The sequence below is a fragment of the Rhodococcus sp. P3_B8 genome (assembly GCF_056402775.1).
The window spans coordinates 1-21,208 of the sequence record NZ_JBFUGT010000033.1; the positions used below are offsets into that span (position 1 = coordinate 1).

Consider the following 21,208-nt stretch of genomic DNA (forward strand, 5'->3'; position numbering starts at 1 on the left):
GCAGTCGTAGACGGCGGCGAACGCGGCCGCGCAGCCCCGGTTGGCGTCGACCAGCGCGCCGTAACCGTCGGTGGCCTGCATTTCCTTGATGTCGACGCCGGCGTTGAACCCGCGTCCCTCCGCTCGCAGGATCACCACGTGGGTGTCCGGATTCCGGCCCGCGTCGAGTACGGCGTCGGCCAACTCGAACCAGCCCCGGGACGGGATGGCGTTCACGGGCGGGTAGTCGACGGTGACCGTGGTGATGCCGTCTCCGTCGGTGGTGGAGGTGATGCCCATGGCATGTTCCTAACGTCTTATACCGAACCAAGCGATTGCTTGGTAAGTTAGCACATGTGCGGGCCGGACAGCTCTGAGCTGGGCCTGCGAGAACATGCAACAGCGGAGGTATTCGTGGATTCAGGTCTGAACGGGGCGATCGTGCTCGTGACCGGCGGTGTTCGCGGGGTGGGCGCCGGCATCAGCCGCACGTTCCTGCGGGCGGGTGCGACGGTGGTGGCCTGCGCCCGCCGGCCGGGGGAGGCGCCGGTGGAGGTGGACGGCCGGGYGGTCGAATTCCTGCCGTGCGACATCCGTGATCCGGGGCAGGTGCAGGGTCTCGTCGAYCGGATCGTCGAGCGGCACGGCCGGCTCGATGTCCTGGTCAACAATGCCGGCGGCGCACCGTTCGCGCTCGCSGCGGAGGCGAGTCCGAAGTTCCACTCCAAGATCGTCGAGCTGAATCTGCTCGCCCCGCTGCTGGTGTCGCAGGTCGCGAATGCGGTGATGCAGAARCAGGAYTCSGGTGGTGCGATCGTGAACATCTCCAGCGTCAGCGGCTCGCGACCGTCGCCCGGGACCGCGGCRTACGGTGCGGCGAAGGCGGGGGTCGACAGTCTCACCGGCAGTCTCGCGGTCGAGTGGGCGCCCAAGGTGCGGGTCAACTCGGTGGTCGTCGGCCTGGTCCGCACCGAACTCGCGCATCTGCACTACGGCGACGAGGCGGGGATCGCGGCGGTCGGGGACACGGTCCCGCTGGGCCGGATGGCCTGCCCCGAGGACATCGGCAACTGCGCGGTGTTCCTGGCTTCACCGCTGGCGGCGTACGTCAGCGGTTCGACACTGACCGTCCACGGCGGCGGAGAACGTCCCGCCTTCCTGGCGGCAGCGACAGCATCTACAGCGACAGCATCTACAGAGGAGAAGGCATGAGTGGAGTGGTCGACGGTCGSGTCGTCATCGTGACGGGCGCCGGRCGCGGAATCGGACGCGCCCAYGCGCTGGCGTTCGCCGCCGAGGGCGCCAAGGTGGTGGTCAACGACATCGGMGCSGGYRTCGACGGTTCCGCCACCGGGGAGAGTCCGGCCGAACGGGTGGTCGCGGAGATCGTCGCCGCGGGCGGCGAGGCCGTCGTCAACGGTGACGACGTCGCGGACTGGGCCGGCGCCGAGAACCTGATCAACACCGCCATCGGCACGTACGGGCGCCTGGACGTGCTGGTGAACAATGCCGGGTTCCTGCGCGACCGCATGCTCGTCGGGATGAGYGAGCAGGAGTGGGACGCCGTCGTGCGTGTGCATCTGAAGGGGCATTTCGCGACGCTGCGCCACGCCGCCGCGTACTGGCGGGCCGAGGCGAAGGCGGGCAACCCGGTCGACGCCCGGATCGTCAACACCAGTTCCGGTGCCGGACTGCAGGGTTCGATCGGGCAGGGCAATTACGCCGCCGCGAAGGCGGGGATCGCGGAGATGACCATTCAGGCGGCCGCGGAACTGAACAACTACGGTGTCACCGTCAACGCGATCGCCCCGGCCGCACGCACCCGGATGACSGTCGGCGCGGGYGGCGCGATGGCGGAGGCGATGGCCGCGCCCGAGGAGGGGTTCGACGCGATGGCGCCGGAGAACATCTCCCCGCTCGTCGTGTGGCTGGGCAGCACGGAGTCGAAGGACGTCACCGGACGCGTGTTCGAGGTGGAGGGAGGCAAGATCACCGTCGCCGAGGGCTGGCGGCACGGCCCCACCCAGGACAAGGGTGCGCGCTGGGAACCGAAGGAGATCGGRCCCGTCGTCGCCGACCTCCTCGCCAAGGCCGAAACCCCGCTCCCGGTCTACGGCGCCTGAGCAGGTGAGTGGCGAAGTGTGCTGGGGCACGCATTGCCACTCACCTGCACCGGACGAACGGGACGCCCGTCGCCTCAGGTCGAACGAGCGTCCCGTTCGTCCGGCTGCGTGGAGAACTGGAGAGTTGTTTGGACACATTGATAAACAGGTGTCCAGAAGTTAGTGTGCAAGAAGGAAAAGGCTCACGGCCAAGGAGAATTCGTGAAATTCGGCATTACGTTGTTTACGAGTGACCGCGGGATCGGGCCGGCCTCGGCTGCGAGGGGTGCAGAGGCAAACGGATTCGACTCGTTCTACGTGCCCGAGCACACGCACATTCCGGTGAAACGCGATGCGGCGCATCCTCAGACAGGCGACGCGTCGCTGCCCGACGACCGCTACATGCGCACCCTCGACCCGTGGGTGGCGCTGGCGTCGGCGTCGGCGGTCACGGAGCGGATCGAACTGGGGACGTCGGTGGCGCTGCCGGTCGAGCACGACCCGATCACGCTGGCCAAGTCGATCGCCTCCCTCGACCACCTCAGCGGCGGACGGGTCATCCTCGGCGTGGGGTACGGGTGGAATCTCGACGAGCTCACCGATCACAACGTTCCGCCCGGACGACGCCGGACGATGCTGCGCGAGTACCTCGAGGCGATGCGTGCGCTGTGGACGCAGGACGAGGCGTCCTACGACGGCGAGTTCGTGAGCTTCGGTCCGAGCTGGGCGTGGCCCAAGCCGTCCCGGGTGCCTCCGGTGATCGTCGGCGCCGCCGGCAACGACAAGAACTTCCGATGGATCGTGAAATCGGCCGACGGGTGGATGACCACTCCGATCGAGCAGGACATCGACGACCGCGTCGCCACGCTACAGCGGATGTGGCGGGAGGCCGGCCGGGACGGCGAACCGCGGATCGTCGTGCTCGACGGCAAGCCGGACATGGACAAACTGCGGCGGTGGAAGGACCTCGGCGTCACCGAGGTCGTGTACGGACTGCCCGACCGGAGCGAGGAAGACGTCCTGGCGTACTTGGGGCGCCTGGCCGGAAAACTCGAGGGATTGCGCGAGTCGACCGCGGTGGGGTGAGTGAGTGCGGTTGGATGGGATGAGGGCACACCCGAGTAGGAACGTGTTCTAGTATTGCTTGCCAACTGCTCGAGGAGAGGCCGAAGTCCGTGCGCATCGCACTCTTGTCGTATCGAAGCAAGCCCCACTGTGGTGGGCAGGGTGTGTACGTACGCCATCTCAGCCGTGAGCTGGTCGAACTCGGCCATCAGGTCGAGGTGTTCTCGGGGCAGCCGTACCCGGACGTCGACCCGCGGGTGACGCTGACGAAGGTCCCCAGCCTCGACCTGTATCGCGAGCCGGATCCGTTCAGAACGCCGCACCCGCGCGAGTTCCGCGACGCCGTCGACGTGCTCGAGGTCGCGACCATGTGGACGGCCGGGTTCCCGGAGCCGCTCACGTTCAGCCTCCGCGCTGCGCGACTGCTGAAGGAGCGCGCCGACGAGTTCGACGTGGTGCACGACAACCAGTGCCTCGGCTACGGGCTGCTGCAACTCCAGAAGGCCGGACTCCCCGTCGTCGCCACCATCCATCATCCGATCACCCGCGACCGCGAGCTGGACCTGGCGTCGGCGAAGTGGTGGCGCCAGGTGACGGTCCGGCGCTGGTACGGATTTCTGCGGATGCAGAAGCGGGTGGCGGGTGCCATCCCCACGCTGCTGACGGTGTCGCAGTCCTCCGCCGACGACATCAGCGCGGCCTTCGACGTACCCGCCGGCAACCTGCAGACCATCCCGCTGGGTGTGGACACCGAGGTCTTCCGACCCCCGGCCGCCGCACGGGTTCCGGGCCGCGTCGTGTGCGTCGCCAGCGCCGACATGCCCCTCAAGGGGGTGTCGACGCTCCTCGAGGCGGTCGCGAAGGTGCACACCGAGCGCGCCGTCGAACTGGTGCTGGTCACCAAGCTCGCGCCCGGGGGAGTGACGGAGAAGCTCATCGAGGAGCTGGCCATCGGCGACGTCGTCCGGACGGTGTCGGGTATCGACGACGCCGAACTGGCGTCGCTGCTGGCGTCGGCCGACGTCGCGTGCGTCCCGTCGCTGTACGAGGGCTTCTCGCTGCCCGCCGTCGAGGCGATGGCGTGCGGCACCCCGTTGGTGGCGAGCCGCGCCGGCGCCATTCCCGAGGTGGTGGGAACGGACGAGGAGGCGTGTGTGCTCGTGACGCCCGGCGACCCCCAGGAACTCGCGGACGTGCTGGGCGCGTTACTCGATGATCCGCAGCGCCGGGCCCGGCTCGGTGACGGTGGCCGTCGACGCGTGCTCGAGCGCTACAGCTGGGCCGCCGTGGCCGCGAAAACCGCGCAGACCTATGCCGATGCGATAGCGCAGACCCGTCAAGGAGGCCGACCGTGCTGACCGTGGACTTCGACCGGCTGGGTGTGAAGCCCGGCGACAAGGTGATCGACATCGGGGCGGGCGCCGGGCGGCACTCGTTCGAGCTGTATCGACGCGGCGCCGACGTCATCGCCTTCGACCAGAACGCCGACGAACTCGCGGACGTCGAGAAGATGTTCGTGGCGATGGCCGAGGTCGGTGAGGTCCCGGCGGGAGCCGCGGCTCGGGTGGAGGTCGGCGACGCGCTGAACCTGCCGTACGAGGATGCGACGTTCGACGTGGTCCTAATCTCCGAGGTCCTCGAACACGTGCCCCGCGACGGCCGGGCCATCGCCGAGCTGGCCCGCATTCTCAAGCCGGGTGGTGTTGCGGCGGTGACGGTTCCGCGGTGGCTGCCGGAGAAGATCTGCTGGGCGCTGTCCGACGCGTACCACGAGGTGGAGGGTGGCCACGTCCGCATCTATCGCGCCGACGAGCTGGCGGAGAAGCTGACGGCCGCCGGCCTGCAGGTCCGGGGACGGGATCACGCCCACGCCCTGCATTCACCGTACTGGTGGCTCAAGTGCGCGGTGGGGGTGGAGAACAACGACAACCCCCTCGCGAAGGCGTATCACCAGGTTCTGGTGTGGGACATGATGAAAGCCCCCTGGCTCACGCGCACCGCGGAGAAGGTCCTCAACCCCGTGGTCGGCAAGAGCGTCGTGTTCTACCTCGAGAAGCCGAGGGTACCGAGCGTGGTGAAGGCGCCGCGGTGAGAGCCGCCGGCGTCCCGTCGGTACCGAACGTGTTGTCGGAGAGCCAGGTCAGGCAGACGGCACGGTCGATCGCGGCAGCGCAGGAGTCGTCGGGGGCGCTGCCGTGGTTTCCCGGTGGGCACACCGACCCGTGGGATCACGTCGAATCCGCCATGGCACTCACCGTCGCCGGCCTGACCGACGAGGCGGAGGGCGCGTACGAGTGGTCGCGGCGCACGCAACGACCGGACGGTTCGTGGCCGATGAAGTTCCGCGACGGGGCCGTGGAGAATCACGATTCCGACAGCAACTTCTGCGCCTACCTCGCGGTGGGGGTGTGGCACCACTACCTCGTCACCGGTGACCGGAATTTCGTCGACGCCCTGTGGCCGTCCGTGCAGGGCGGTCTCGATTTCGTCGTCGACATGCAGTCGTCGAGCGGCGAAATCTGGTGGGCCCGCGGCGAGAACGGACAGGACTGCCCCGAGGCGCTGCTGACCGGGAACTCCAGCATTCACCACAGCCTGCACTGCGGGCTGCTCCTCGCGCGGCTGGTCGACGACCCGCAGCCGGAATGGGAGTTCGCGAAATACACCCTGGGTCACGCGATCAGGCAGCACCCGGAGTCGTTCGCGATCAAGGACGAATACTCGATGGACTGGTACTACCCGATCCTCGGGGGTGCAGTCCGCGGTGAGGTCGCGTCGGACCGCATCGCGTCGCGGTGGGACGACTTCGTGGTCGAGGGGCTCGGCATCCGCTGCGTGGACCACCGGCCGTGGGTGACCGGCGCCGAAACGTGTGAACTGGTGCTGGCGCTCGACGCGATGGGGGAACACAGCCGCGCGCTCGCGCAGTTCACCGCCATGCAGCACCTGCGGGATCCGGACGGCTCGTACTGGACGGGGCTCGTCTACAGCGACGGCAAGCGGTGGCCGGTCGAGCAGACCACGTGGACGGGCGGGGCGATGATCCTCGCCGCGGACGCGTTGTCCCGCACCACGCCCGGACACGGGATCTTCCGGGACGCGGCGCTGCCCGTGGGACTACCGATCGGCCTCGACCGCTGCGGCGACTACTGTCACGCCAGCGGTTCGCCTGTCTGACCGCCCACCCGCTCGAGAACGCGCAGCGACCCGGTGACCGATGTCTCCTTGAATTGCCCTGTCCCCAGCGCCCGTTCGTAGATCTCGAACGGCGGTCGCCCGCCGTCCGCCGGGTCCGGGAACACGTCGTGGATCACCAGGGCGCCGCCGACGTTCACCCACGGCACCCACCCCTCGAGATCCGCCGACGCCGCCTCCGACGTGTGGCCGCCGTCGATGAACACGAAGTTCACGGGAGTGCGCCAGAACGTCGCCACCGTCGACGACCGGCCCAGCACACCCACGACGTAGTCCTCGAGCCCGGAATCGGCCATCGTGTGCCGGAACCGGCCGACCGTGTCGAGCAGGCCGGTATGCGGGTCGACGAACGCCGGTTCGTGATATTCCCAGCCGGGCTGATGCTCCTCGGAACCGTGATGGTGATCGATCGTGACGATGCGGGCGGCCCGCGCCTTTGCCGCCGCCCCGAGATAGATCGTCGAACGGCCGCAGTACGTGCCGATCTCGACGCCCACCCCGCCGGGAGACAGGTACTGCATCGCGGCCTCGTGCAGGGCCGTCCCCTCGTCCTCCGGCATGAATCCGGGCGTGGAGTCGGCGAGTCGGAGAAGCTCTGGTGTCAGGTATTCGGTGCTCATGTGGCCTCTGCGTCCGGGGCGGCCGCTCTGGCCGCTTTCTTCCGCTTGTGTAGCACCCCGCCGATCATCGAGTCGAGTTTCGTCCCCAACGGCCAGCCCACGTAGTGGCACAGGAACAGTGCGATCTCCCGGAGTTGGTCCTCGTCCAGTTCCTCGTTGTGCAGGGCCGCCCCCACCTGGATCTCGGCGACGTCGACGAGCCCCTGCGCGGTGAGCGCACCGAGGAGGAGAAGCCGGCGGTCGCGGATGCTCAGCCCGGGCCGCGACCAGATGTCGGCGAACAGGTGGTCGGCGGTGACGGCGAAATGCGCGCCGGGCCCGTCCTGCATCTCGAATCCGTAGACCTTCTCCATCATGGCCAGGCCACGGGTGCGGGTGTCGTCGGTCATGGTTGCTCCTTCTTGTCCACGGTGCTGTCGACGCCGAGTCCAGGACCCAGGCCCGTGAGCGCGAGCCGGGCGAGCGGCAGCGCGACGTCGAGTCGTTCGCCGAGCCCGATCGCCAGCGACAGGTCCTTCTCCCCGAGATCGCGGACGTGGGTCATGATCGGGTACCAGTTGTCGGTCTCGTCGAGCGCGTCGGTGGTGTCGCGGAGCATGATCGCTCCGGCGCCACCGGTGATCGCGTCGGTGTGCCGGACGACCTTCCCGAGTTCGGTGATGTCGAGACCGGCGGCCTCGGCGAGCCGCTGCGCCTCGGCGGCGGCCGTGAACGAGACGAAGTGCAGCAGGTTGCGGGCCAGCTTCATCCGCGTTCCCGCGCCCACGTCTCCGGCGTGCACGACGAGTTCGGCCCAGTGCCCGAACGGCTCCCGCACTTTCTCGAACGCGTCGTCGCTCGCCCCGACCATCACTGCGAGCTTCCCCTTGTGGGCGCCGGGTGCGCCGCCACTCACGGGCGCGTCGATCAGGTCGACGCCGTGCGCACGGCAACGGTCGGCGAGTTCGACGGCGGTGACGTCGCTGATGGTGGAATGCACTGCCACGACGGTGCCCGGCCGCGCGGTGTCGAGGAGCTGTGTGACGACCGCGCGCACCTGCTCGTCGTTCAGCACGGTCACGGAGATGACGTCCGCGTTCTCCGCCACCTCCCGCGGACTCGACGTCACCTTCGCGCCCGCCTTGCCGAACGGTTCCAGTGCCTCCGGCCGGGTGTCGCACACGATGAGCCCGCCGGGGCGGTCCAGCAGCCGCTTGGCCATGGGCGCACCCATGTTGCCGAGGCCGATGTAGCCGACGGATACCTGCTCGGTCGTGGTCATGATCGAAAAATCTGTCCGCCGTCGACGTTGAAGATCTGCCCGGTGATCCAGCTCGCCTCGTCGGAGAGCAGGAACAGGCAGGCGCCGACGAGGTCGTCGGGGGTGCCCATCCGCTTCAGCGGCAACGTCTTGACCATGTCTGCCACCATATTTCCCGGCGTGACGGTGCGGGTGGCTTCGGTGTCGATCGGTCCGGGCGCGATGGCGTTGACCCGGATGTTCATGCCACCCACCTCGTGGGCGAGTTGCTGGGTGAGGCCGTTGATCCCGACCTTCGCGAGTCCGTAGAAACCCGAGTACAGCCAAGCAGCCGTGGACGACTGGTTGACGATCGACCCGCCACCGCCGCTGTTCATGTGCGGCCACACCGCGCGGGTCACGTTGAGGGCGCCGTCGAAGTTCACGGCCATGAACTTCTTGTAGTAGTCCCACGGCACGGTGATGAGGAGATCGAGCTTCATGCCGCCGTAGATCGCGGCGTTGTTCACGAGATGGTCGATGCCGCCGAACTTCTCGACCGTGAACTCGGCGAGTTGCTTCGCCGAGTCCTCTTCGGCGACGTCGACGTCCTTGAACACCGCAGTCCCGCCGTCCGCGCTGATCTGCTTGGCCACCGTCTGGCCGAGCTCCGCATTGAGATCGGCCACCACCACGTTCGCGCCCTCGCGGGCGAGGGCGCGCGCGTAGCCCTCGCCGATGCCCTGCGCGGCGCCGGTGACGATGGCGGTCTTCCCGTCGAAACGTCCCATATCGATTGACTCCTGTGTTGTCGGGCCGGCTCGCCGGCGTACTATTGGGCCGGTTCCGCGACCAGCTTGGTTTCCAGGTATTCCTCGAATCCGGCCACACCCATCTCGCGGCCGATTCCGGACTGCTTGTAACCGCCGAACGGGGCGTCGGCGGAATACCAGACGCCGCCGTTGACGCTGAGTGTTCCGGTGCGCACGCCGTCGACCACTCGCTTCACGCGTGCGGGGTCCGTGCCCCACACCGACCCGGACAGCCCGTACGGCGAGTCGTTGGCGATGCTGATCGCGTCCTCGTCGCCGTCGTGGGGAATGATCACCAGCACGGGTCCGAAGATCTCTTCCCGAGCCACCCGGGCGGTGTTGTCGAGGCCGGTGATCAGGGTGGGTTCGACGAAGAATCCACGGTCCTGATCGGCCGGTCGGCCGCCACCGACCACGATCGTGCCGCCTTCCTCCCGCGCGAGCCGCAGGTAGTCCTCGACGCGGGCGCGTTGCCGCGCGGAGATGAGGGGACCGCAGATGGTGCCGGGCTTCCTGGGATCGCCCGCCTGCAATCCGCCCAGGGTCCGGGCCGTGGCCTCGACCGCCTCGTCGTACTTGTCGCGGGGAACGAGCAGCCGGGTGGTGATGGCGCAGCCCTGCCCCGCGTGGGTGGACACTGTGAACGCGGCGACCCCGCACGCACCCGCGAGGTCGGCGTCGTCGAGCACGATGAACGCCGATTTGCCGCCGAGTTCGAGGAAGACCTTCTTCAGCGACTCGGACGCCGCCGCCATGACGGCCTTGCCCGTGGCGGTCGAACCGGTGAACGACACGAGGTCGACGCGGGGGTCGGTGGAGAGCTGAGCGCCGAGGGAATGGTCGCTCGACGTGACGATGTTGACCACGCCGGCCGGGAGGTCGGTCTCCTCGGCGATCAGGTGCCCGACGAGGGCGGCGCACCAGGGAGTGTCGGGCGCGGGTTTGAGGACCACCGTGTTGCCGGCCGCGAGTGCGGGGCCGATCTTGGCGAAGTTGATCTGGTGCGGGAAGTTCCACGGCGTGATGGCCCCGACCACGCCGACGGCCTCCTTGAGGACGCGTCGGCGGGTCTTGATGCCCATCGGCTCGGCGATGCCCAGATCCTGTTCCCAGGAATAGCTTTCGGCGAGGTCTGCAAAATATCCGAGGTCGGCGACCGGGCCTTCGAGTTGCGGTCCGCTGGTGAGGAAGGCGGGGGCGCCGACCTCGGCGATGGTGATGTCGCGTAGTTCCTCGACGTGGGACTGCAGTACGTCGCGCAGCTGTCGCAGGCAGCGGGCGCGGAAGGCGTGGTCGCGGGACCACGTGGTGTCGTCGAAGGCTCGCCGGGCCGCGACGATCGCGGCGTCCATGTCGGACGCGGTGGCGTCGGCGGCCCTCCCGAGTACCTCCTCGGTGGCCGGGTTGATCACCTCGAACGTGCCGCCGGAACCGGGAATCAGTTCGCCGTCGATCAGGAGAGCAGAGCTGTCGGTGGGGCGCAGAGTCATGGATTTTCGCTTCCGAATCGGGTGAGTGTCACAGCGATCTCCGAAAACTGGACATGTGTCTGGACTATAGTTTGAACAACTGGATGCCGCAATGACGAGTTCGACGGAGGTGCGATGAATTCACGCGAGGAGAGACGGCTGGACGGGCGAGGCGCCGTCGTCACCGGCTCGAGCCGGGGGATCGGCCGGGCCGTCGCGCACGCGCTCGCGGCCGAGGGGGCCGGCGTGGTGGTCAACGGCCGTGATCCCGATGCGGCGGAGAAGGTGGCCGGCGAGATCGTGCTCGGCGGTGGCCGGGCGATAGCGGTGGCTGGTTCGGCCGCCGCCGACGGCGTCGCGGAGGCGCTGGTCGACGCAGCGGAATGCGCGTTCGGCCAGGTGGACGTCCTGATCAACTGCGCCGGCGTCGCGGAGCCTGCCGGGTCGTCCATCCTCACCGTCACCGACGAGCAGTGGGGCGAACTCGTCGATGCGCACCTGACGGCGACGTTCCGCACGTGCCGGGCCGTGGCGCCTCTGATGGCCGAACGGGGGCGCGGAGCGATCGTGAACACGAGTTCGTTTGCGTTCCTCGGCGACTACGGCGGAACCGGATATCCCGCCGGCAAGGGGGCGGTCAACAGCCTGACCCTCGCGATCGCGGCCGAACTGGCCGAGTCCGGCGTCCGCGCCAACGTCGTGTGCCCGGGTGCCAGGACCCGCCTGTCCGTGGGGGCGGAGTACGAGCAGCACATCGAGGAACTGCACGGGCGGGGGATGCTCGACGACGCAACGCGCTACGGCTCGCTGCATCCGGCACCCGCCGACTACGTCGCTCAGCTGTACGCGTTCCTGGCCAGCGATCTCGCCGCCGGCATCACCGGCGGGATCTTCGCCGGATCAGGGGGCTTCGTCGGCAGATTCGACCGGCCGGCTCCGACGGTCCTGGCCTACCGCGACCACGAGACCGAGCCGCCGTGGTCGCTCGACGAGCTGGCGGAGTTGGTGGGTTCCGCTCACGGTGAGCGGTGATCTGAATTGTCCGGCATCACATGGGCGACGACTTCGTCGTAGGCGGCCGGCGACGTGTCCCGGAAAGATCAGCCCTACGTCCCGTAGCGATAAGTCTTTCGGACCCCGTGCCGCTACTATGGAATGCATCACGCCGCGGGAACTCGACGCCTACATCGGCAGAACCCGCGTCCCGCACGGGCGAGTGAAATCGTCCCGCCGTACGCGGCGGGCGACACCGCGTACGAATCAAGGTCGAAAATAACACGAGCGCAATGATTTTCGGTAATCACTTCGCCCTGGCGGCGGATAGCGGCTCGTGGAATCGACTTGTGCCTGGGCGAAAGCGGCCCAATGAAGCTGACGCAGAGGCCCGCGGATAACCGAGCACTTTGTGTCGGAATTACGCACGGAGAGAATGTATGTTGTTTTGCACCAAAATTGTTCGACAGAGTCCTCCCGGTGAATGTGCTGGTGACGGACGATCGCGGGCAACAATAATTCGACGATCTGGCCGACGATCGACGTTGCCTCCACTGTTCGGTCTGGCACGGTTCGATGTGTTGGTCCGCTGGGTGAGACGGAGGTGGGCGTCGGCAGGGCCGGGTAGGGACAGGCGGCGGTCGGACCCGAACACCGCGCTGGGCTATTTGGAGCAGCTTCCGGCGCTGAGGTTGCTCGAGCGGCTTCCGGTTCCCGCCCTCGCTGTCGATGAAGAGGGGGTGATTGTGCATGCCAACCCGGCACTCGAGCGGATGCTGGGGTATCCCGAGCACTGGTTCGCCGGGTGCTCGGTCGCGGACGTGGTCGTTCCGGCGTCGTCGCCGGGCGGCCCCGCATCGGTGGCGTTGCTGCGGGACTGTGCGGGAAAGGTAATCGAACTCGCCCATCGTGAAGGCTTCGTTGTGCGTGCAGCGGTGAGCAGGTCGGTGTTGCGCAGGAAGGATGACCCCGTCACGTTCGTGTGCTTCCAGGACCTCACAGAGCAGTTGTGGGGCGGTGGGCGGGCCCCCGAATTCGAGTGATGTCGTCGCCCGGTTTCCTCGCAGTACCGAGGGTGAGCATGCGTGGCCAGTTCAGGTGGGCGGCGACTCCGAGTCGGTGCCGTCCGAGCCGGAATTGGCGAACATCGCCTCGATTCGGTTCGTTTACTTTCGGTGCGCAGTTGTGGACCGAGCGGAGCGGCCGGGGCGCGCGAGGGATTCGCGGCAACCGAACGGTCTCGCCGGCTGTGTCGGGTGGCCTCCTCGGCCGGAGCAATCCGATTCCAGGTGGGTCGGAAACCCCGCGGTTTCGACGCGAACGCACATCGGATCGGCGGACAATGAATGCACCCGGCAGTGGGTTGCGGCGAGGAAGGGGCGTCATGTCCGAAGGTTCGTCGGTCAAACAGGGCGTCGCGGCGGGGACCGCGATGGGTGCAGCGGTCATCATGGTCACCGTCGGACTCCTGCAGTTCTTCCAAGGGCTCGCCGCGGTCTATGAGAACGAGGAGTTCGTGGTGGGGGTGGAGTACCTCTACAAGTTCGACTTCACGGTCTGGGGCTGGATCCATCTCGTGCTGGGTGCGTTGGTCGCGGTGACCGGCCTCGCGTTGTTCACCGGCGCCGCGTGGGCCCGGGTGTCGGCGATCGTGATCGCCGCGATCTCGATCGTGGCCAATTTCCTATGGCTGCCGCACTACCCGTGGTGGTCGGTGCTCATCATCGCGCTCGACGTGGTGGTGATCTGGGCGATCTCGGCGTGGCGGCCGAACCCTTCTGACGCCTGGGCCTGAGAACGGCAACAATAGGGGTGGTGGCCTTTCAGGACGGGGTGTGCGTTCGCTCCGGCCACCCGACGCTGGACAGTGCTCCCCGCAGCACGGATTCGTAGATCGAGTCCAGGTCCAGCTCGTCGCCGAGGAAGTCGGTGTTCACGAGCATGACGAAACCGTGCATGGCGGCGAAGATGCTCACGGCCGCGTCGAGGGTGTCCTCGGGCGGCAGTCCGCACGATGCCAGCATCGTGCGCAGCGCCGTGTTGGCGTCCAGTGCGGCGGAGATGAAAGCGTCCCGGTCCACCGGGCTGGTGGTCAGCGTCTGATACCGATGCGGATGCTCGGTCGCCCAGACGCGGTGCGCGTCGACGAGCGCGCGGAGGCCGTCGGGACCGCTTCGCCCCATCGCGATCTCGCGCAGGTGAGCACCCAGCTCCGCCATGGTGCGCACCTGAACCGCACCGCGGATGTCGTCGAGGTTGCGGACGTGGTTGTAGAGCGACGCGGTGACGACGTTCAGCCGGGCGGACAGACTCGTCATCGACAGTGACTCCCAGCCGAGTTCGTCGATGATCTCGATCGCGGCATCCACGACCTTGTCTCGCGTGAGTGTGCGACGTCGGATCGGTCCGTTCTGCCCTTTCACCATGGGCCCAGCATAAGGGCTTCCATTACAAATGAAAGTGTGTAGTTTAAGACGCATCCCATTCGTTTATCGATCGAGGAGCAGTGTATGACCGCGTCTCGGATTGATCTCAAATCCCCCGACGTCTACGCGGAAGGGGTCCCCTACGCGTTCTTCGACCACCTGCGGGCGAGCGAACCCGTCTATTGGCAGCCCGAGGAGAACGGCACCGGGTTCTGGGCGGTGACGAAGCATGCCGACGTCGTCGCCGTGTCCCGCGACAGCGCGACGTTCTCGTCGGCGGTGGGCACCACTCAGATCGACGATTTCGACGAGCAGACCCGCGCGAAGCAGGCCGCCATGCTCGTCAACCTCGACCCGCCCGATCACACCCGGCTGCGGCAGCTCGTCAGCCGCGGATTCACCCCGCGCACAGTCAAAGTGCTCGAGGGTCACATCCGTGACATCTGTGCCCGGATCGTCGATCGGCTGCTCGTCGCACGCGACGTCGACTTCGTTCCCCAGGCAGCGGCGCCGTTGCCGCTCGAGGTCATCGCGGCGCTGCTGGGTGCGCCCGCCGGGGACGTGGACAAGCTCTACGACTGGTCCAACCGGATGATCGRCTTCGACGATCCCGAGTACGGCACCACCCAGGCGGACGGYGAGATGGCCGCGGCCGAGATCTTCCTGTACGCCAACGAGCTTGCGGCGCAACGCCGCATCGAGCCTCGCGACGACATCGTCACCAAGCTCGTGCAGCCGGACGAGAACGGCGACACGCTCACCGAGATGGAATTCAACATGTTCTTCGTCCTGCTCGTGGTGGCGGGGAACGAAACGACGCGCAACGCGACCGCCGGTGGGATGCAGGCCTTCATCGACCATCCCGACCAGTGGCGACGACTGCAGTCCGAACCGGAACTGGCTGCGAGCGCGGTGGAGGAGATCCTGCGGTGGGTGACCCCGGTGATGGACTTCCGCCGCACCGCCACCCGGGACGCCTACATCGGCGATCGGTTGGTCAGGGCCGGCGACAAGGTGGTGATCTACTACCCGAGCGCCAACCGGGACGAGGACGTCTTCGACGAGCCGTATCGGTTCGACATCGGCCGGAGCCCCAACCCGCAGATCGCGTTCGGCGGTAGCGGGGTGCACTTCTGCCTCGGCGCCCACCTGGCGCGGCTCGAATTGAAGATCCTGTTCGAGACCCTCACCGCGCGGATCGACCGCGTGGAACCCACCGGGCCGGTCGTCCGGCTGCGGTCGAATTTCATCAGCGGCATCAAGACGATGCCCGTGCGAATTCACCCGCGCAGTCCCGTGTGAGAGTCCGATTTTCGTTGCCAGCCGACGGTAACTGTAGTAGCGTCCAGACACGTGTCCAGTAGTATGAATTTCGAGTCCACCCGCCGCCGTCTGACCGAGAAGCAGGCCGACACCGTCGACCGCCTCACCAAAGCGGCAGTCGAAGTACTGCGCGAAGAGGGATTCGCGGGACTCACGGTCCGCTCGGTGGCCGGCATCGCCGGGGTCGCGCCCGCGACGGCCTACACGTACTTCTCGTCCAAGGAGCACCTCGTCGCCGAGGTCTTCTGGCGGCGCCTCGCCGCCTCACCGCAGCCGGTGGACAAGGGACTCGATCGCACCGGACGTGTGGTCGCCGTGCTCCGCCACATCGCTCTCCTGGTGGCGGACGAACCCGAACTCGCCGGAGCCGTCACCAACGCGCTGCTCGGCCGCGACCCCGACGTGGAACACCTCCGCGCCCGCATCGGGCTGGAGATCCGCGACCGCCTCGCCACCGCACTGGGCGAGGGCCACGATCCCGACGTCCTCGAGGCGCTGGAGCTGCTGTACGCCGGCGGCCTGGTCCGCGCCGGAATGGGATACGGGTCCTACGCCCAATTCGCCGATCGACTCGAAACTTCCGCCAAGCTGATTCTGGAGTAGATGCCATGACCGCAGCCTCGATGCCCGGGGTGTCACACAATCCGGTGACGTTCAACCCGTACGACTATGGCTTCCACGAAGATCCGTACGTCACGTATCGAAGACTGCGGGAAGAAGCACCCCTCTACTACAACGAGGAACTCGACTTCTGGGCGTTGTCCCGGCACGAGGACGTCGTCGCGGCGTTCCGCGACAACCAGCGCCTGTCGAGCGCGAACGGGGTGTCGCTCGACCCTGCGGCCTACGGCCCGCACGCCCACAAGACGATGTCCTTTCTCGCGCTGGACGATCCGCGGCACATGCGGATGCGGCAGCTGGTGTCCCGCGGCTTCACCCCGAGGCGGGTGAACGAACTCGAGGGGCGGATCCTGGATCTGACCCGGCAATACCTCGACCCGGCGCTCGCGGCGGGTGAGTTCGACTGGATCGGCGAGTTCGCCGGCAAGCTTCCGATGGACGTGATCTCGGAGCTGATGGGGGTTCCGGAGGCCGACCGCGTCGAACTCCGGCGGCTCGCCGACCTGGTGGTGCACCGCGAGGAGGGCGTCCTCGACGTGCCCCACGCCGCGATGGAGGCGTCGCTCTACCTCGTCGGCTACTACGCCGACATGCTGGCCGAGCGCCGCAGGAAGCCGACCGAGGACCTCACGTCTGCCCTGCTCGAAGCGGAGATCGACGGCGACCGGCTCACCGACGACGAGATCATCGCGTTCATGTTCCTGATGGTGGTGGCGGGCAACGAGACCACCACCAAACTCCTCGGCAACGCACTGTACTGGGGTTTTCGCTATCCGGGCGAGGCCAGGCACGTGTTCGAGGATGCGAGCCGGGTGCCGGAGTGGGTGGAGGAGACCCTGCGCTTCGACACGTCCAGTCAGATGGTCGCGCGAACGGCGTCCGTCGACCTGGACTTCCACGACCGGACGATTCCCGCAGGCGACAAGGTGCTGATCCTCATCGGCTCCGCGAACCGCGACTCGGCGGTGTTCGAGAACGCCGACGAATACCGGATCGGCAGGGACACGTCCAACAAGCTCGCGAGCTTCGGCGGCGGCACCCACTTCTGCCTGGGCGCCCACATGGCGCGGCTCGAAGCGCGGATCGCACTCACCGAACTCGTCTCCCGCATCGACGACTACGACATCGACGAGGCGAACAGTGTGCGCGTCCACTCGACCAACGTGCGCGGTTTCGCCACCCTTCCCATGAAAGTGCAGGTCCGCGATGCCTAGGTTCGAGCCCAACCCGCAGCGTCGCCCGTCGATCGTCGCCGGGGCGTCGTCGGGAATCGGCACGGCGACCGCTTATGCGCTGGCCGAGGCCGGTCACCCCGTCGCGCTCGGTGCCCGCCGGGTGGCCGAATGCGAGGAGATCGCGGAGAAGATCCGCAGCAACGGCGGAGAAGCGTTCGCGCACTACCTCGACGTCACCGACACCGCATCCGTCGACGAATTCGTCACCGCGGCGGAGAAAGCGCTCGGCCCCACCGAGATCGCGTTGTCGGGGGCCGGCGACCTGGAGTTCTCCGTCGCACACGAGATGGACCCCGACCAGTTCCTGGGCCAGCTCAACGTCCACCTGGTCGGTGCGCAGCGTCTCGCGCACCGCCTCCTTCCCGGCATGATCGAACGCAGGCGCGGAGACTTCGTCCTGATCGGATCCGATTGCGCCGACACCCCCCGGCCCCGGATGGGCGCCTACAACGCCGCGAAGGCCGGCGTCGAGATGATGGGCCGGCAGATGCGAATGGAACTGGAAGGCACCGGCGTCCGGGCGTCGGTCGTGCGTCCGGGACCCACGCAGACGTCCATGGGGATGAACACCACCGAGGAGGTCATCGGACCCGTCCTCGAAGACTGGGCGAAATGGGGATTCGCCCGGCACTCGTACTTCCTGCGCGCCTCCGTCATCGCGGACGCCGTCGTCGCCGCCGTCAGTGCGCCCCGCGGCGCACACATGGTGCTGATCGAGGTGCAGCCCGAGGCGCCCCTGCGAAAGGATGCAGAATGAACCCGGCTACCCCGCAACGTGTGTCCGGCGGTGAACACGAGCACGGACATCTCGAAGAACTGCGCACCGACCCGATCGCGCTGATGCGCCGTGTCCGGGAGGAGTGCGGCAACGTCGGTGTCTTCCAGCTCGCCGACAAGAAGGTGGTGCTGCTGTCCGGCGCCGAGGCCAACGAATTCTTCTTCCGCTCCACCGACGAGGATCTCGACCAGCAGGCCGCCTACCCGTTCATGAAGCCGATCTTCGGCGAGGGAGTCGTCTTCGACGCGAGCCCCGAGCGCCGCAAGGAGATGCTGCACAACCAGGCGCTGCGCGGCGAGCAGATGAAGGGGCACGCCGCGACGATCGCCCACGAGGTCGACCGCATGGTGGCACAGTGGGGCGACGAGGGGGAGATCGACCTCCTCGAATTCTTCGCGGAGCTGACCATCTACACGTCCTCGGCCTGCCTGATCGGCACGAAGTTCCGGGAGCAGCTCGACGGCCGGTTCGCGCACCTGTACCACGAGCTCGAGCAGGGCACCGACCCCATCGCGTACGTCGACGCCTACGCCCCGATCGAGAGCTTCCGCCGGCGGGACGAGGCGAGGGTGCAGTTGGTGGCCCTCGTCCAGGAGATCATGAACGGGCGCATCGAGAACCCTCCTCAGGGCAAGGAGGATCGGGACATGCTCGACGTGCTCGTCTCGATCAAGGACGAGGACGGCAACGAGCGCTTCACGGCGGACGAGATCACCGGCATGTTCATCTCGATGATGTTCGCCGGGCACCACACCACGTCCGGCACCGCGGCCTGGACCCTGATCGAGCTGCTGCGGCACCCGGACTACGCCAAGCAGGTGGTCGCCGAACTCGACGACCTCTATTCGGACGGCTCCGACATCAGCTTCGGGGCACTCAGGCAGATCCCGAAACTCGAGGCGGTGCTGAAGGAGACGCTCCGGATGCACCCGCCGCTGATCATCCTGTTGCGCGTCGCGCGGGCCGAGTTCGAAGTCGGGGGCTACCGGATCGCCGAGAACGACCTGGTGGCGGCCACACCGGCGATCTCCAACCGCATCGCGGAGGACTTCCCGAACCCGGACACGTTCGATCCCGAACGCTACATCGACCCCAACCAGGAAGACATCGTCAACCGCTGGACGTGGATTCCGTTCGGCGCCGGCAGGCACCGCTGCGTCGGGGCCGCGTTCGCCCTGATGCAGTTGAAGGCGATATTCTCGATTCTCCTGCAGGACTGGGAGTTCGAGATGGCGCAACCCTCCGAGACGTACCGCAACGATCACAGCAAGATGGTGGTGCAGCTGCAGCAGCCGTGCACCGTGAGGTACCGGAAGCGAAGCATGTGATGAAAGTCGAAGCCGATCTCGACCTGTGTCAGGGTCATGCCGTGTGCGAGATGGAGGCACCCGATGTCTTCGTCGTCCCGAAGCACGGCAAGGTCGAGATCCTCGACACCGACCCACCCGAGAACCTGCGCGCCGAAGTCGAGAGCGCCGTGCGTTTCTGCCCGACCCAGGCCCTGCGGATCCTCGCGGACGACGACTCTGAAGGAGATAGCTGATGGTGCAGTTCGATCGAAGGATCGGCCCGGCGGTGCAGTTCGATCGTGCGGAGCTCGACGAGATGGTGCAGCGCTGGGTGGACGAGAACAAGCGGTGCGAGTCGCTCGGCGACTGGAAGCCGCTGGCCGAGATGTACACCGAGGACGCCACGTACGGATGGAACTACGGGCCGAAGGACGACTTCATGGCCGTCGGCCGGGACGAGATCCGCGACCTGGCGCTCGGCCAGGAAATGGACGGGCTCGAGGGCTGGGAGTACCCGTACCAGCAGTTCGTCATCGACGATCGCAGCGGCGACGTCATCGGATTCTGGAAGCAGGTGTCCGAACGCACCCGCGACGACGGCACGCACTATCAGGTCACCGGAATCGGCGGCAGCTGGTTCCGGTACGGCGGTAACTTCCAATGGTCCTGGCAGCGTGACTTCTTCGACTTCGGCAACGTCTCGAGCCTGTTTCTCGAGATGATCACGAACAACGCGATGTCCGACGGCATGAACGCGCGGATCCAGCGCGCGACGTCCGGTCGGCTGCCGGGGTGGTATCCGGTCGGCAAGGCCCCGGTCCCGCTGTGGTGAGTACGGTGAAGGTTCCGTCGTCGTTCGCCGATCTGTCCCGCGAGGATCTCGCGATTCTCGTTCCGGAACTGCTCCTGTGCGGTCATCTCATCGACCGCTCCGGTATGCCGCACCTGATCGGGGCGTTCGGTCGCGAGGGCATGACGCAGGTCGCGATCGAGGAGTGGATGGCGTCGAGCCCCCTCTACACGCGGCGGATGCAACGCGCGCTGGGATTCGAGGGCGACGGCGTCGTGACGATCTTCAAGGGTCTGCAACTCGACATCGGTGCGCCGCCCCAGTTCATGGACTTCCGGTACCGCGTCACCGATCACGATCACGGCGAATTCTGGCTGGATCACTGCGGGGCGTTGATGGACGTCGAACCGATGGGCGACGAGTACGTCACGGCGATGTGCCACGACATCGAGGACCCGACGTTTGACGCCACCGCATTGGCCACCAACCCGCACGCGCAGGTGCGTCCGGTGCACCGTCCGCCCCGCAGGCCGGCGGACCGGACACCGCACTGCCTCTGGACGGTCACCATCGACGACACAAACGTGCCACCTCCGATTCCGGAAGGGCTGGTGACCGTGGGGGAGTCGCGTGCGGCGACGATCGAGTTGTCGCCGATCGACACCGGCGGGCCGGGACAGCACGACTACGCGGGCGCGCTCCTCGACGATCTGCGGTTCCCGGACTTCTCCCATTCGGCTCTGACCCGGATCTCGGAGGAGGTGTGCCTGCAGCAGCACCTGCTGACCCTCGGTTTCCTGCTCGCGGTGCGGGCCCGCACCGATGCCGAAGCCGCACTCGACATCGCGCGCAAGCAACTCACCGGCATCGCCGGCCWCACGTCGGAACGGATCCGGAACGCGCTCGGGCTGCCCGCCGATCTCGAGGGTCTCGCCGTCGTCCTCGCCGTGCATCCGGCGTTCAATCCCCGTCAGTACGTGGACGTCACGATCACCCTCGGCGACCGCATGCTGCTGACCCTCGGCCGGGACTGCGGAGCCGGGGAGGACGGGGCGTGGCCGTCCATGATCGACGGTGAGCACCTCGGGCCGTTGACTGCGCTCGTGCGCGGGGTGTCGCCGCGGTTCGCGGTGCAGGTGGTCGAGGAGACGGATGCGGCGCTGACCGTGGAGATCGTGATCGGAGAGCCGCCCGCCAAGGAGGCACCCGAGGTGGCGCTCACCCGGTTCAGCACGGGAGCCGACTTCGCGTTCACCGATCGAGGAATACCCCTACCACTCACAGTCGTCTGA

23 protein-coding genes and 1 pseudogene are annotated in these 21,208 nt (G+C 67.3%); 17 read left to right on the plus strand and 7 right to left on the minus strand.

Annotation, left to right across the window (positions count from 1 at the left end; all coding sequences use genetic code 11):
• Nucleotides 1-279, minus strand: a pseudogene (gene echA20 / locus AC1D1G_RS14570) ((7aS)-7a-methyl-1,5-dioxo-2,3,5,6,7,7a-hexahydro-1H-indene-carboxyl-CoA hydrolase); the annotation flags it as partial.
• A 114-nt stretch (nucleotides 280-393) separates the two neighbouring features.
• On the opposite strand from echA20, the gene AC1D1G_RS14575 reads away from it, so the two are divergent.
• From AC1D1G_RS14575 to AC1D1G_RS14600, 6 genes are all read left to right on the plus strand, one after another.
• Entirely contained in the window at nucleotides 394-1,191 is a 798-nt protein-coding gene (locus AC1D1G_RS14575) for an SDR family oxidoreductase (protein ID WP_477952623.1), read from the plus strand.
• Nucleotides 1,188-2,102, plus strand: a complete 915-nt coding sequence (locus AC1D1G_RS14580; RefSeq protein WP_477952624.1) for an SDR family oxidoreductase — start codon at nucleotides 1,188-1,190, stop codon at nucleotides 2,100-2,102. The genes AC1D1G_RS14575 and AC1D1G_RS14580 overlap by 4 nt, the downstream gene beginning before the upstream one ends.
• Nucleotides 2,103-2,303: 201 nt before the next feature.
• Nucleotides 2,304-3,167: an LLM class F420-dependent oxidoreductase gene (locus tag AC1D1G_RS14585; RefSeq protein ID WP_477952625.1), complete on the plus strand. Its 864-nt coding sequence runs from the start codon at nucleotides 2,304-2,306 to the stop codon at nucleotides 3,165-3,167.
• Between the two features lie 89 nt (nucleotides 3,168-3,256).
• The gene (locus AC1D1G_RS14590) at nucleotides 3,257-4,504 is read left to right on the plus strand and encodes a glycosyltransferase family 4 protein (RefSeq protein WP_477952626.1); all 1,248 of its coding nucleotides are present in this window, start codon (nucleotides 3,257-3,259) and stop codon (nucleotides 4,502-4,504) included.
• A complete protein-coding gene (locus AC1D1G_RS14595; protein ID WP_477952627.1) occupies nucleotides 4,498-5,238 on the plus strand; it encodes a class I SAM-dependent methyltransferase in 741 nt (246 codons plus the stop codon). Before AC1D1G_RS14590 ends, AC1D1G_RS14595 begins: the two co-directional genes overlap by 7 nt.
• Entirely contained in the window at nucleotides 5,235-6,323 is a 1,089-nt protein-coding gene (locus tag AC1D1G_RS14600; protein ID WP_283330527.1) for a prenyltransferase, read from the plus strand. The genes AC1D1G_RS14595 and AC1D1G_RS14600 overlap by 4 nt, the downstream gene beginning before the upstream one ends.
• Here the strand turns inward: AC1D1G_RS14600 and AC1D1G_RS14605 are convergent.
• From AC1D1G_RS14605 to AC1D1G_RS14625, 5 genes are read right to left on the minus strand one after another with little or no spacing between them, the layout of a single operon-like run.
• The gene (locus tag AC1D1G_RS14605) at nucleotides 6,299-6,961 is read right to left on the minus strand and encodes a class I SAM-dependent methyltransferase (protein ID WP_477952628.1); all 663 of its coding nucleotides are present in this window, start codon (nucleotides 6,959-6,961) and stop codon (nucleotides 6,299-6,301) included. The two genes, AC1D1G_RS14600 and AC1D1G_RS14605, sit on opposite strands and share 25 nt — an antisense overlap.
• Nucleotides 6,958-7,350 carry a carboxymuconolactone decarboxylase family protein gene (locus AC1D1G_RS14610; RefSeq protein ID WP_005244588.1) on the minus strand — a complete coding sequence of 131 codons (393 nt, stop codon included), beginning with the start codon at nucleotides 7,348-7,350 and terminating at the stop codon, nucleotides 6,958-6,960. The genes AC1D1G_RS14605 and AC1D1G_RS14610 overlap by 4 nt, the downstream gene beginning before the upstream one ends.
• The gene (locus tag AC1D1G_RS14615) at nucleotides 7,347-8,222 is read right to left on the minus strand and encodes an NAD(P)-dependent oxidoreductase (RefSeq protein WP_005563754.1); all 876 of its coding nucleotides are present in this window, start codon (nucleotides 8,220-8,222) and stop codon (nucleotides 7,347-7,349) included. The genes AC1D1G_RS14610 and AC1D1G_RS14615 overlap by 4 nt, the downstream gene beginning before the upstream one ends.
• Nucleotides 8,219-8,971: an SDR family oxidoreductase gene (locus AC1D1G_RS14620; RefSeq protein WP_283330530.1), complete on the minus strand. Its 753-nt coding sequence runs from the start codon at nucleotides 8,969-8,971 to the stop codon at nucleotides 8,219-8,221. Before AC1D1G_RS14620 ends, AC1D1G_RS14615 begins: the two co-directional genes overlap by 4 nt.
• Before the next feature lie 41 nt (nucleotides 8,972-9,012).
• Nucleotides 9,013-10,482, minus strand: coding sequence for an aldehyde dehydrogenase (locus tag AC1D1G_RS14625; protein WP_477952629.1), 1,470 nt, complete (start codon nucleotides 10,480-10,482; stop codon nucleotides 9,013-9,015).
• 114 nt (nucleotides 10,483-10,596) lie between these two features.
• Between AC1D1G_RS14625 and AC1D1G_RS14630 the strand changes: the two genes are divergently transcribed.
• From AC1D1G_RS14630 to AC1D1G_RS14640, 3 genes are all read left to right on the plus strand, one after another.
• Nucleotides 10,597-11,493 (plus strand): SDR family NAD(P)-dependent oxidoreductase, encoded by an 897-nt coding sequence (locus AC1D1G_RS14630; protein WP_283352986.1) that lies wholly within the window; start codon nucleotides 10,597-10,599, stop codon nucleotides 11,491-11,493.
• Between the two features lie 539 nt (nucleotides 11,494-12,032).
• Complete coding sequence (locus AC1D1G_RS14635; RefSeq protein ID WP_283353002.1) at nucleotides 12,033-12,497, plus strand: PAS domain-containing protein; 465 nt, start codon at nucleotides 12,033-12,035, stop codon at nucleotides 12,495-12,497.
• Nucleotides 12,498-12,838: 341 nt separating this feature from the next.
• Nucleotides 12,839-13,249, plus strand: a complete 411-nt coding sequence (locus AC1D1G_RS14640; RefSeq protein ID WP_283330533.1) for a DUF7144 family membrane protein — start codon at nucleotides 12,839-12,841, stop codon at nucleotides 13,247-13,249.
• A gap of 28 nt (nucleotides 13,250-13,277) precedes the next feature.
• Here AC1D1G_RS14640 and AC1D1G_RS14645 read toward each other — a convergent pair whose 3' ends face one another.
• Nucleotides 13,278-13,880, minus strand: a complete 603-nt coding sequence (locus AC1D1G_RS14645; protein WP_477952630.1) for a TetR/AcrR family transcriptional regulator — start codon at nucleotides 13,878-13,880, stop codon at nucleotides 13,278-13,280.
• Nucleotides 13,881-13,964: 84 nt separating this feature from the next.
• On the opposite strand from AC1D1G_RS14645, the gene AC1D1G_RS14650 reads away from it, so the two are divergent.
• The 8 genes from AC1D1G_RS14650 to AC1D1G_RS14685 all read left to right on the plus strand — a co-directional run bounded on the left by AC1D1G_RS14650 (nucleotide 13,965) and on the right by AC1D1G_RS14685 (nucleotide 21,208).
• Nucleotides 13,965-15,182: a cytochrome P450 gene (locus AC1D1G_RS14650; protein WP_477952632.1), complete on the plus strand. Its 1,218-nt coding sequence runs from the start codon at nucleotides 13,965-13,967 to the stop codon at nucleotides 15,180-15,182.
• Nucleotides 15,183-15,245: 63 nt separating this feature from the next.
• On the plus strand, nucleotides 15,246-15,806 hold the full coding sequence (locus AC1D1G_RS14655) for a TetR/AcrR family transcriptional regulator (protein WP_317569929.1): 561 nt from the start codon (nucleotides 15,246-15,248) through the stop codon (nucleotides 15,804-15,806).
• Nucleotides 15,807-15,811: 5 nt separating this feature from the next.
• The gene (locus AC1D1G_RS14660) at nucleotides 15,812-17,038 is read left to right on the plus strand and encodes a cytochrome P450 (protein ID WP_280778883.1); all 1,227 of its coding nucleotides are present in this window, start codon (nucleotides 15,812-15,814) and stop codon (nucleotides 17,036-17,038) included.
• Complete coding sequence (locus AC1D1G_RS14665) at nucleotides 17,031-17,816, plus strand: SDR family oxidoreductase (RefSeq protein ID WP_477952633.1); 786 nt, start codon at nucleotides 17,031-17,033, stop codon at nucleotides 17,814-17,816. The genes AC1D1G_RS14660 and AC1D1G_RS14665 overlap by 8 nt, the downstream gene beginning before the upstream one ends.
• The gene (locus AC1D1G_RS14670; RefSeq protein WP_477952634.1) at nucleotides 17,813-19,165 is read left to right on the plus strand and encodes a cytochrome P450; all 1,353 of its coding nucleotides are present in this window, start codon (nucleotides 17,813-17,815) and stop codon (nucleotides 19,163-19,165) included. The genes AC1D1G_RS14665 and AC1D1G_RS14670 overlap by 4 nt, the downstream gene beginning before the upstream one ends.
• Complete coding sequence (locus AC1D1G_RS14675) at nucleotides 19,165-19,380, plus strand: ferredoxin (RefSeq protein ID WP_005244574.1); 216 nt, start codon at nucleotides 19,165-19,167, stop codon at nucleotides 19,378-19,380. Before AC1D1G_RS14670 ends, AC1D1G_RS14675 begins: the two co-directional genes overlap by 1 nt.
• On the plus strand, nucleotides 19,380-19,958 hold the full coding sequence (locus AC1D1G_RS14680) for a nuclear transport factor 2 family protein (protein ID WP_280778880.1): 579 nt from the start codon (nucleotides 19,380-19,382) through the stop codon (nucleotides 19,956-19,958). The genes AC1D1G_RS14675 and AC1D1G_RS14680 overlap by 1 nt, the downstream gene beginning before the upstream one ends.
• Nucleotides 19,952-21,208 (plus strand): hypothetical protein, encoded by a 1,257-nt coding sequence (locus AC1D1G_RS14685; RefSeq protein ID WP_477952636.1) that lies wholly within the window; start codon nucleotides 19,952-19,954, stop codon nucleotides 21,206-21,208. Before AC1D1G_RS14680 ends, AC1D1G_RS14685 begins: the two co-directional genes overlap by 7 nt.

Bases quoted from the DNA above. Each gene is read 5' to 3' on its own strand.
- AC1D1G_RS14680 (WP_280778880.1), top strand. From the start codon at position 19,380: ATGGTGCAGTTCGATCGAAGGATCGGCCCGGCGGTGCAGTTCGATCGT.
- AC1D1G_RS14640 (WP_283330533.1), top strand. From the start codon at position 12,839: ATGTCCGAAGGTTCGTCGGTCAAACAGGGCGTCGCGGCGGGGACCGCG.
- AC1D1G_RS14620 (WP_283330530.1), bottom strand. From the start codon at position 8,971: ATGGGACGTTTCGACGGGAAGACCGCCATCGTCACCGGCGCCGCGCAG.
- AC1D1G_RS14605 (WP_477952628.1), bottom strand. From the start codon at position 6,961: ATGAGCACCGAATACCTGACACCAGAGCTTCTCCGACTCGCCGACTCC.
- AC1D1G_RS14660 (WP_280778883.1), top strand. From the start codon at position 15,812: ATGACCGCAGCCTCGATGCCCGGGGTGTCACACAATCCGGTGACGTTC.
- AC1D1G_RS14655 (WP_317569929.1), top strand. From the start codon at position 15,246: ATGAATTTCGAGTCCACCCGCCGCCGTCTGACCGAGAAGCAGGCCGAC.
- AC1D1G_RS14665 (WP_477952633.1), top strand. From the start codon at position 17,031: ATGCCTAGGTTCGAGCCCAACCCGCAGCGTCGCCCGTCGATCGTCGCC.
- AC1D1G_RS14645 (WP_477952630.1), bottom strand. From the start codon at position 13,880: ATGGTGAAAGGGCAGAACGGACCGATCCGACGTCGCACACTCACGCGA.
- AC1D1G_RS14670 (WP_477952634.1), top strand. From the start codon at position 17,813: ATGAACCCGGCTACCCCGCAACGTGTGTCCGGCGGTGAACACGAGCAC.
- AC1D1G_RS14615 (WP_005563754.1), bottom strand. From the start codon at position 8,222: ATGACCACGACCGAGCAGGTATCCGTCGGCTACATCGGCCTCGGCAAC.
- AC1D1G_RS14625 (WP_477952629.1), bottom strand. From the start codon at position 10,482: ATGACTCTGCGCCCCACCGACAGCTCTGCTCTCCTGATCGACGGCGAA.
- AC1D1G_RS14630 (WP_283352986.1), top strand. From the start codon at position 10,597: ATGAATTCACGCGAGGAGAGACGGCTGGACGGGCGAGGCGCCGTCGTC.
- AC1D1G_RS14610 (WP_005244588.1), bottom strand. From the start codon at position 7,350: ATGACCGACGACACCCGCACCCGTGGCCTGGCCATGATGGAGAAGGTC.
- AC1D1G_RS14675 (WP_005244574.1), top strand. From the start codon at position 19,165: ATGAAAGTCGAAGCCGATCTCGACCTGTGTCAGGGTCATGCCGTGTGC.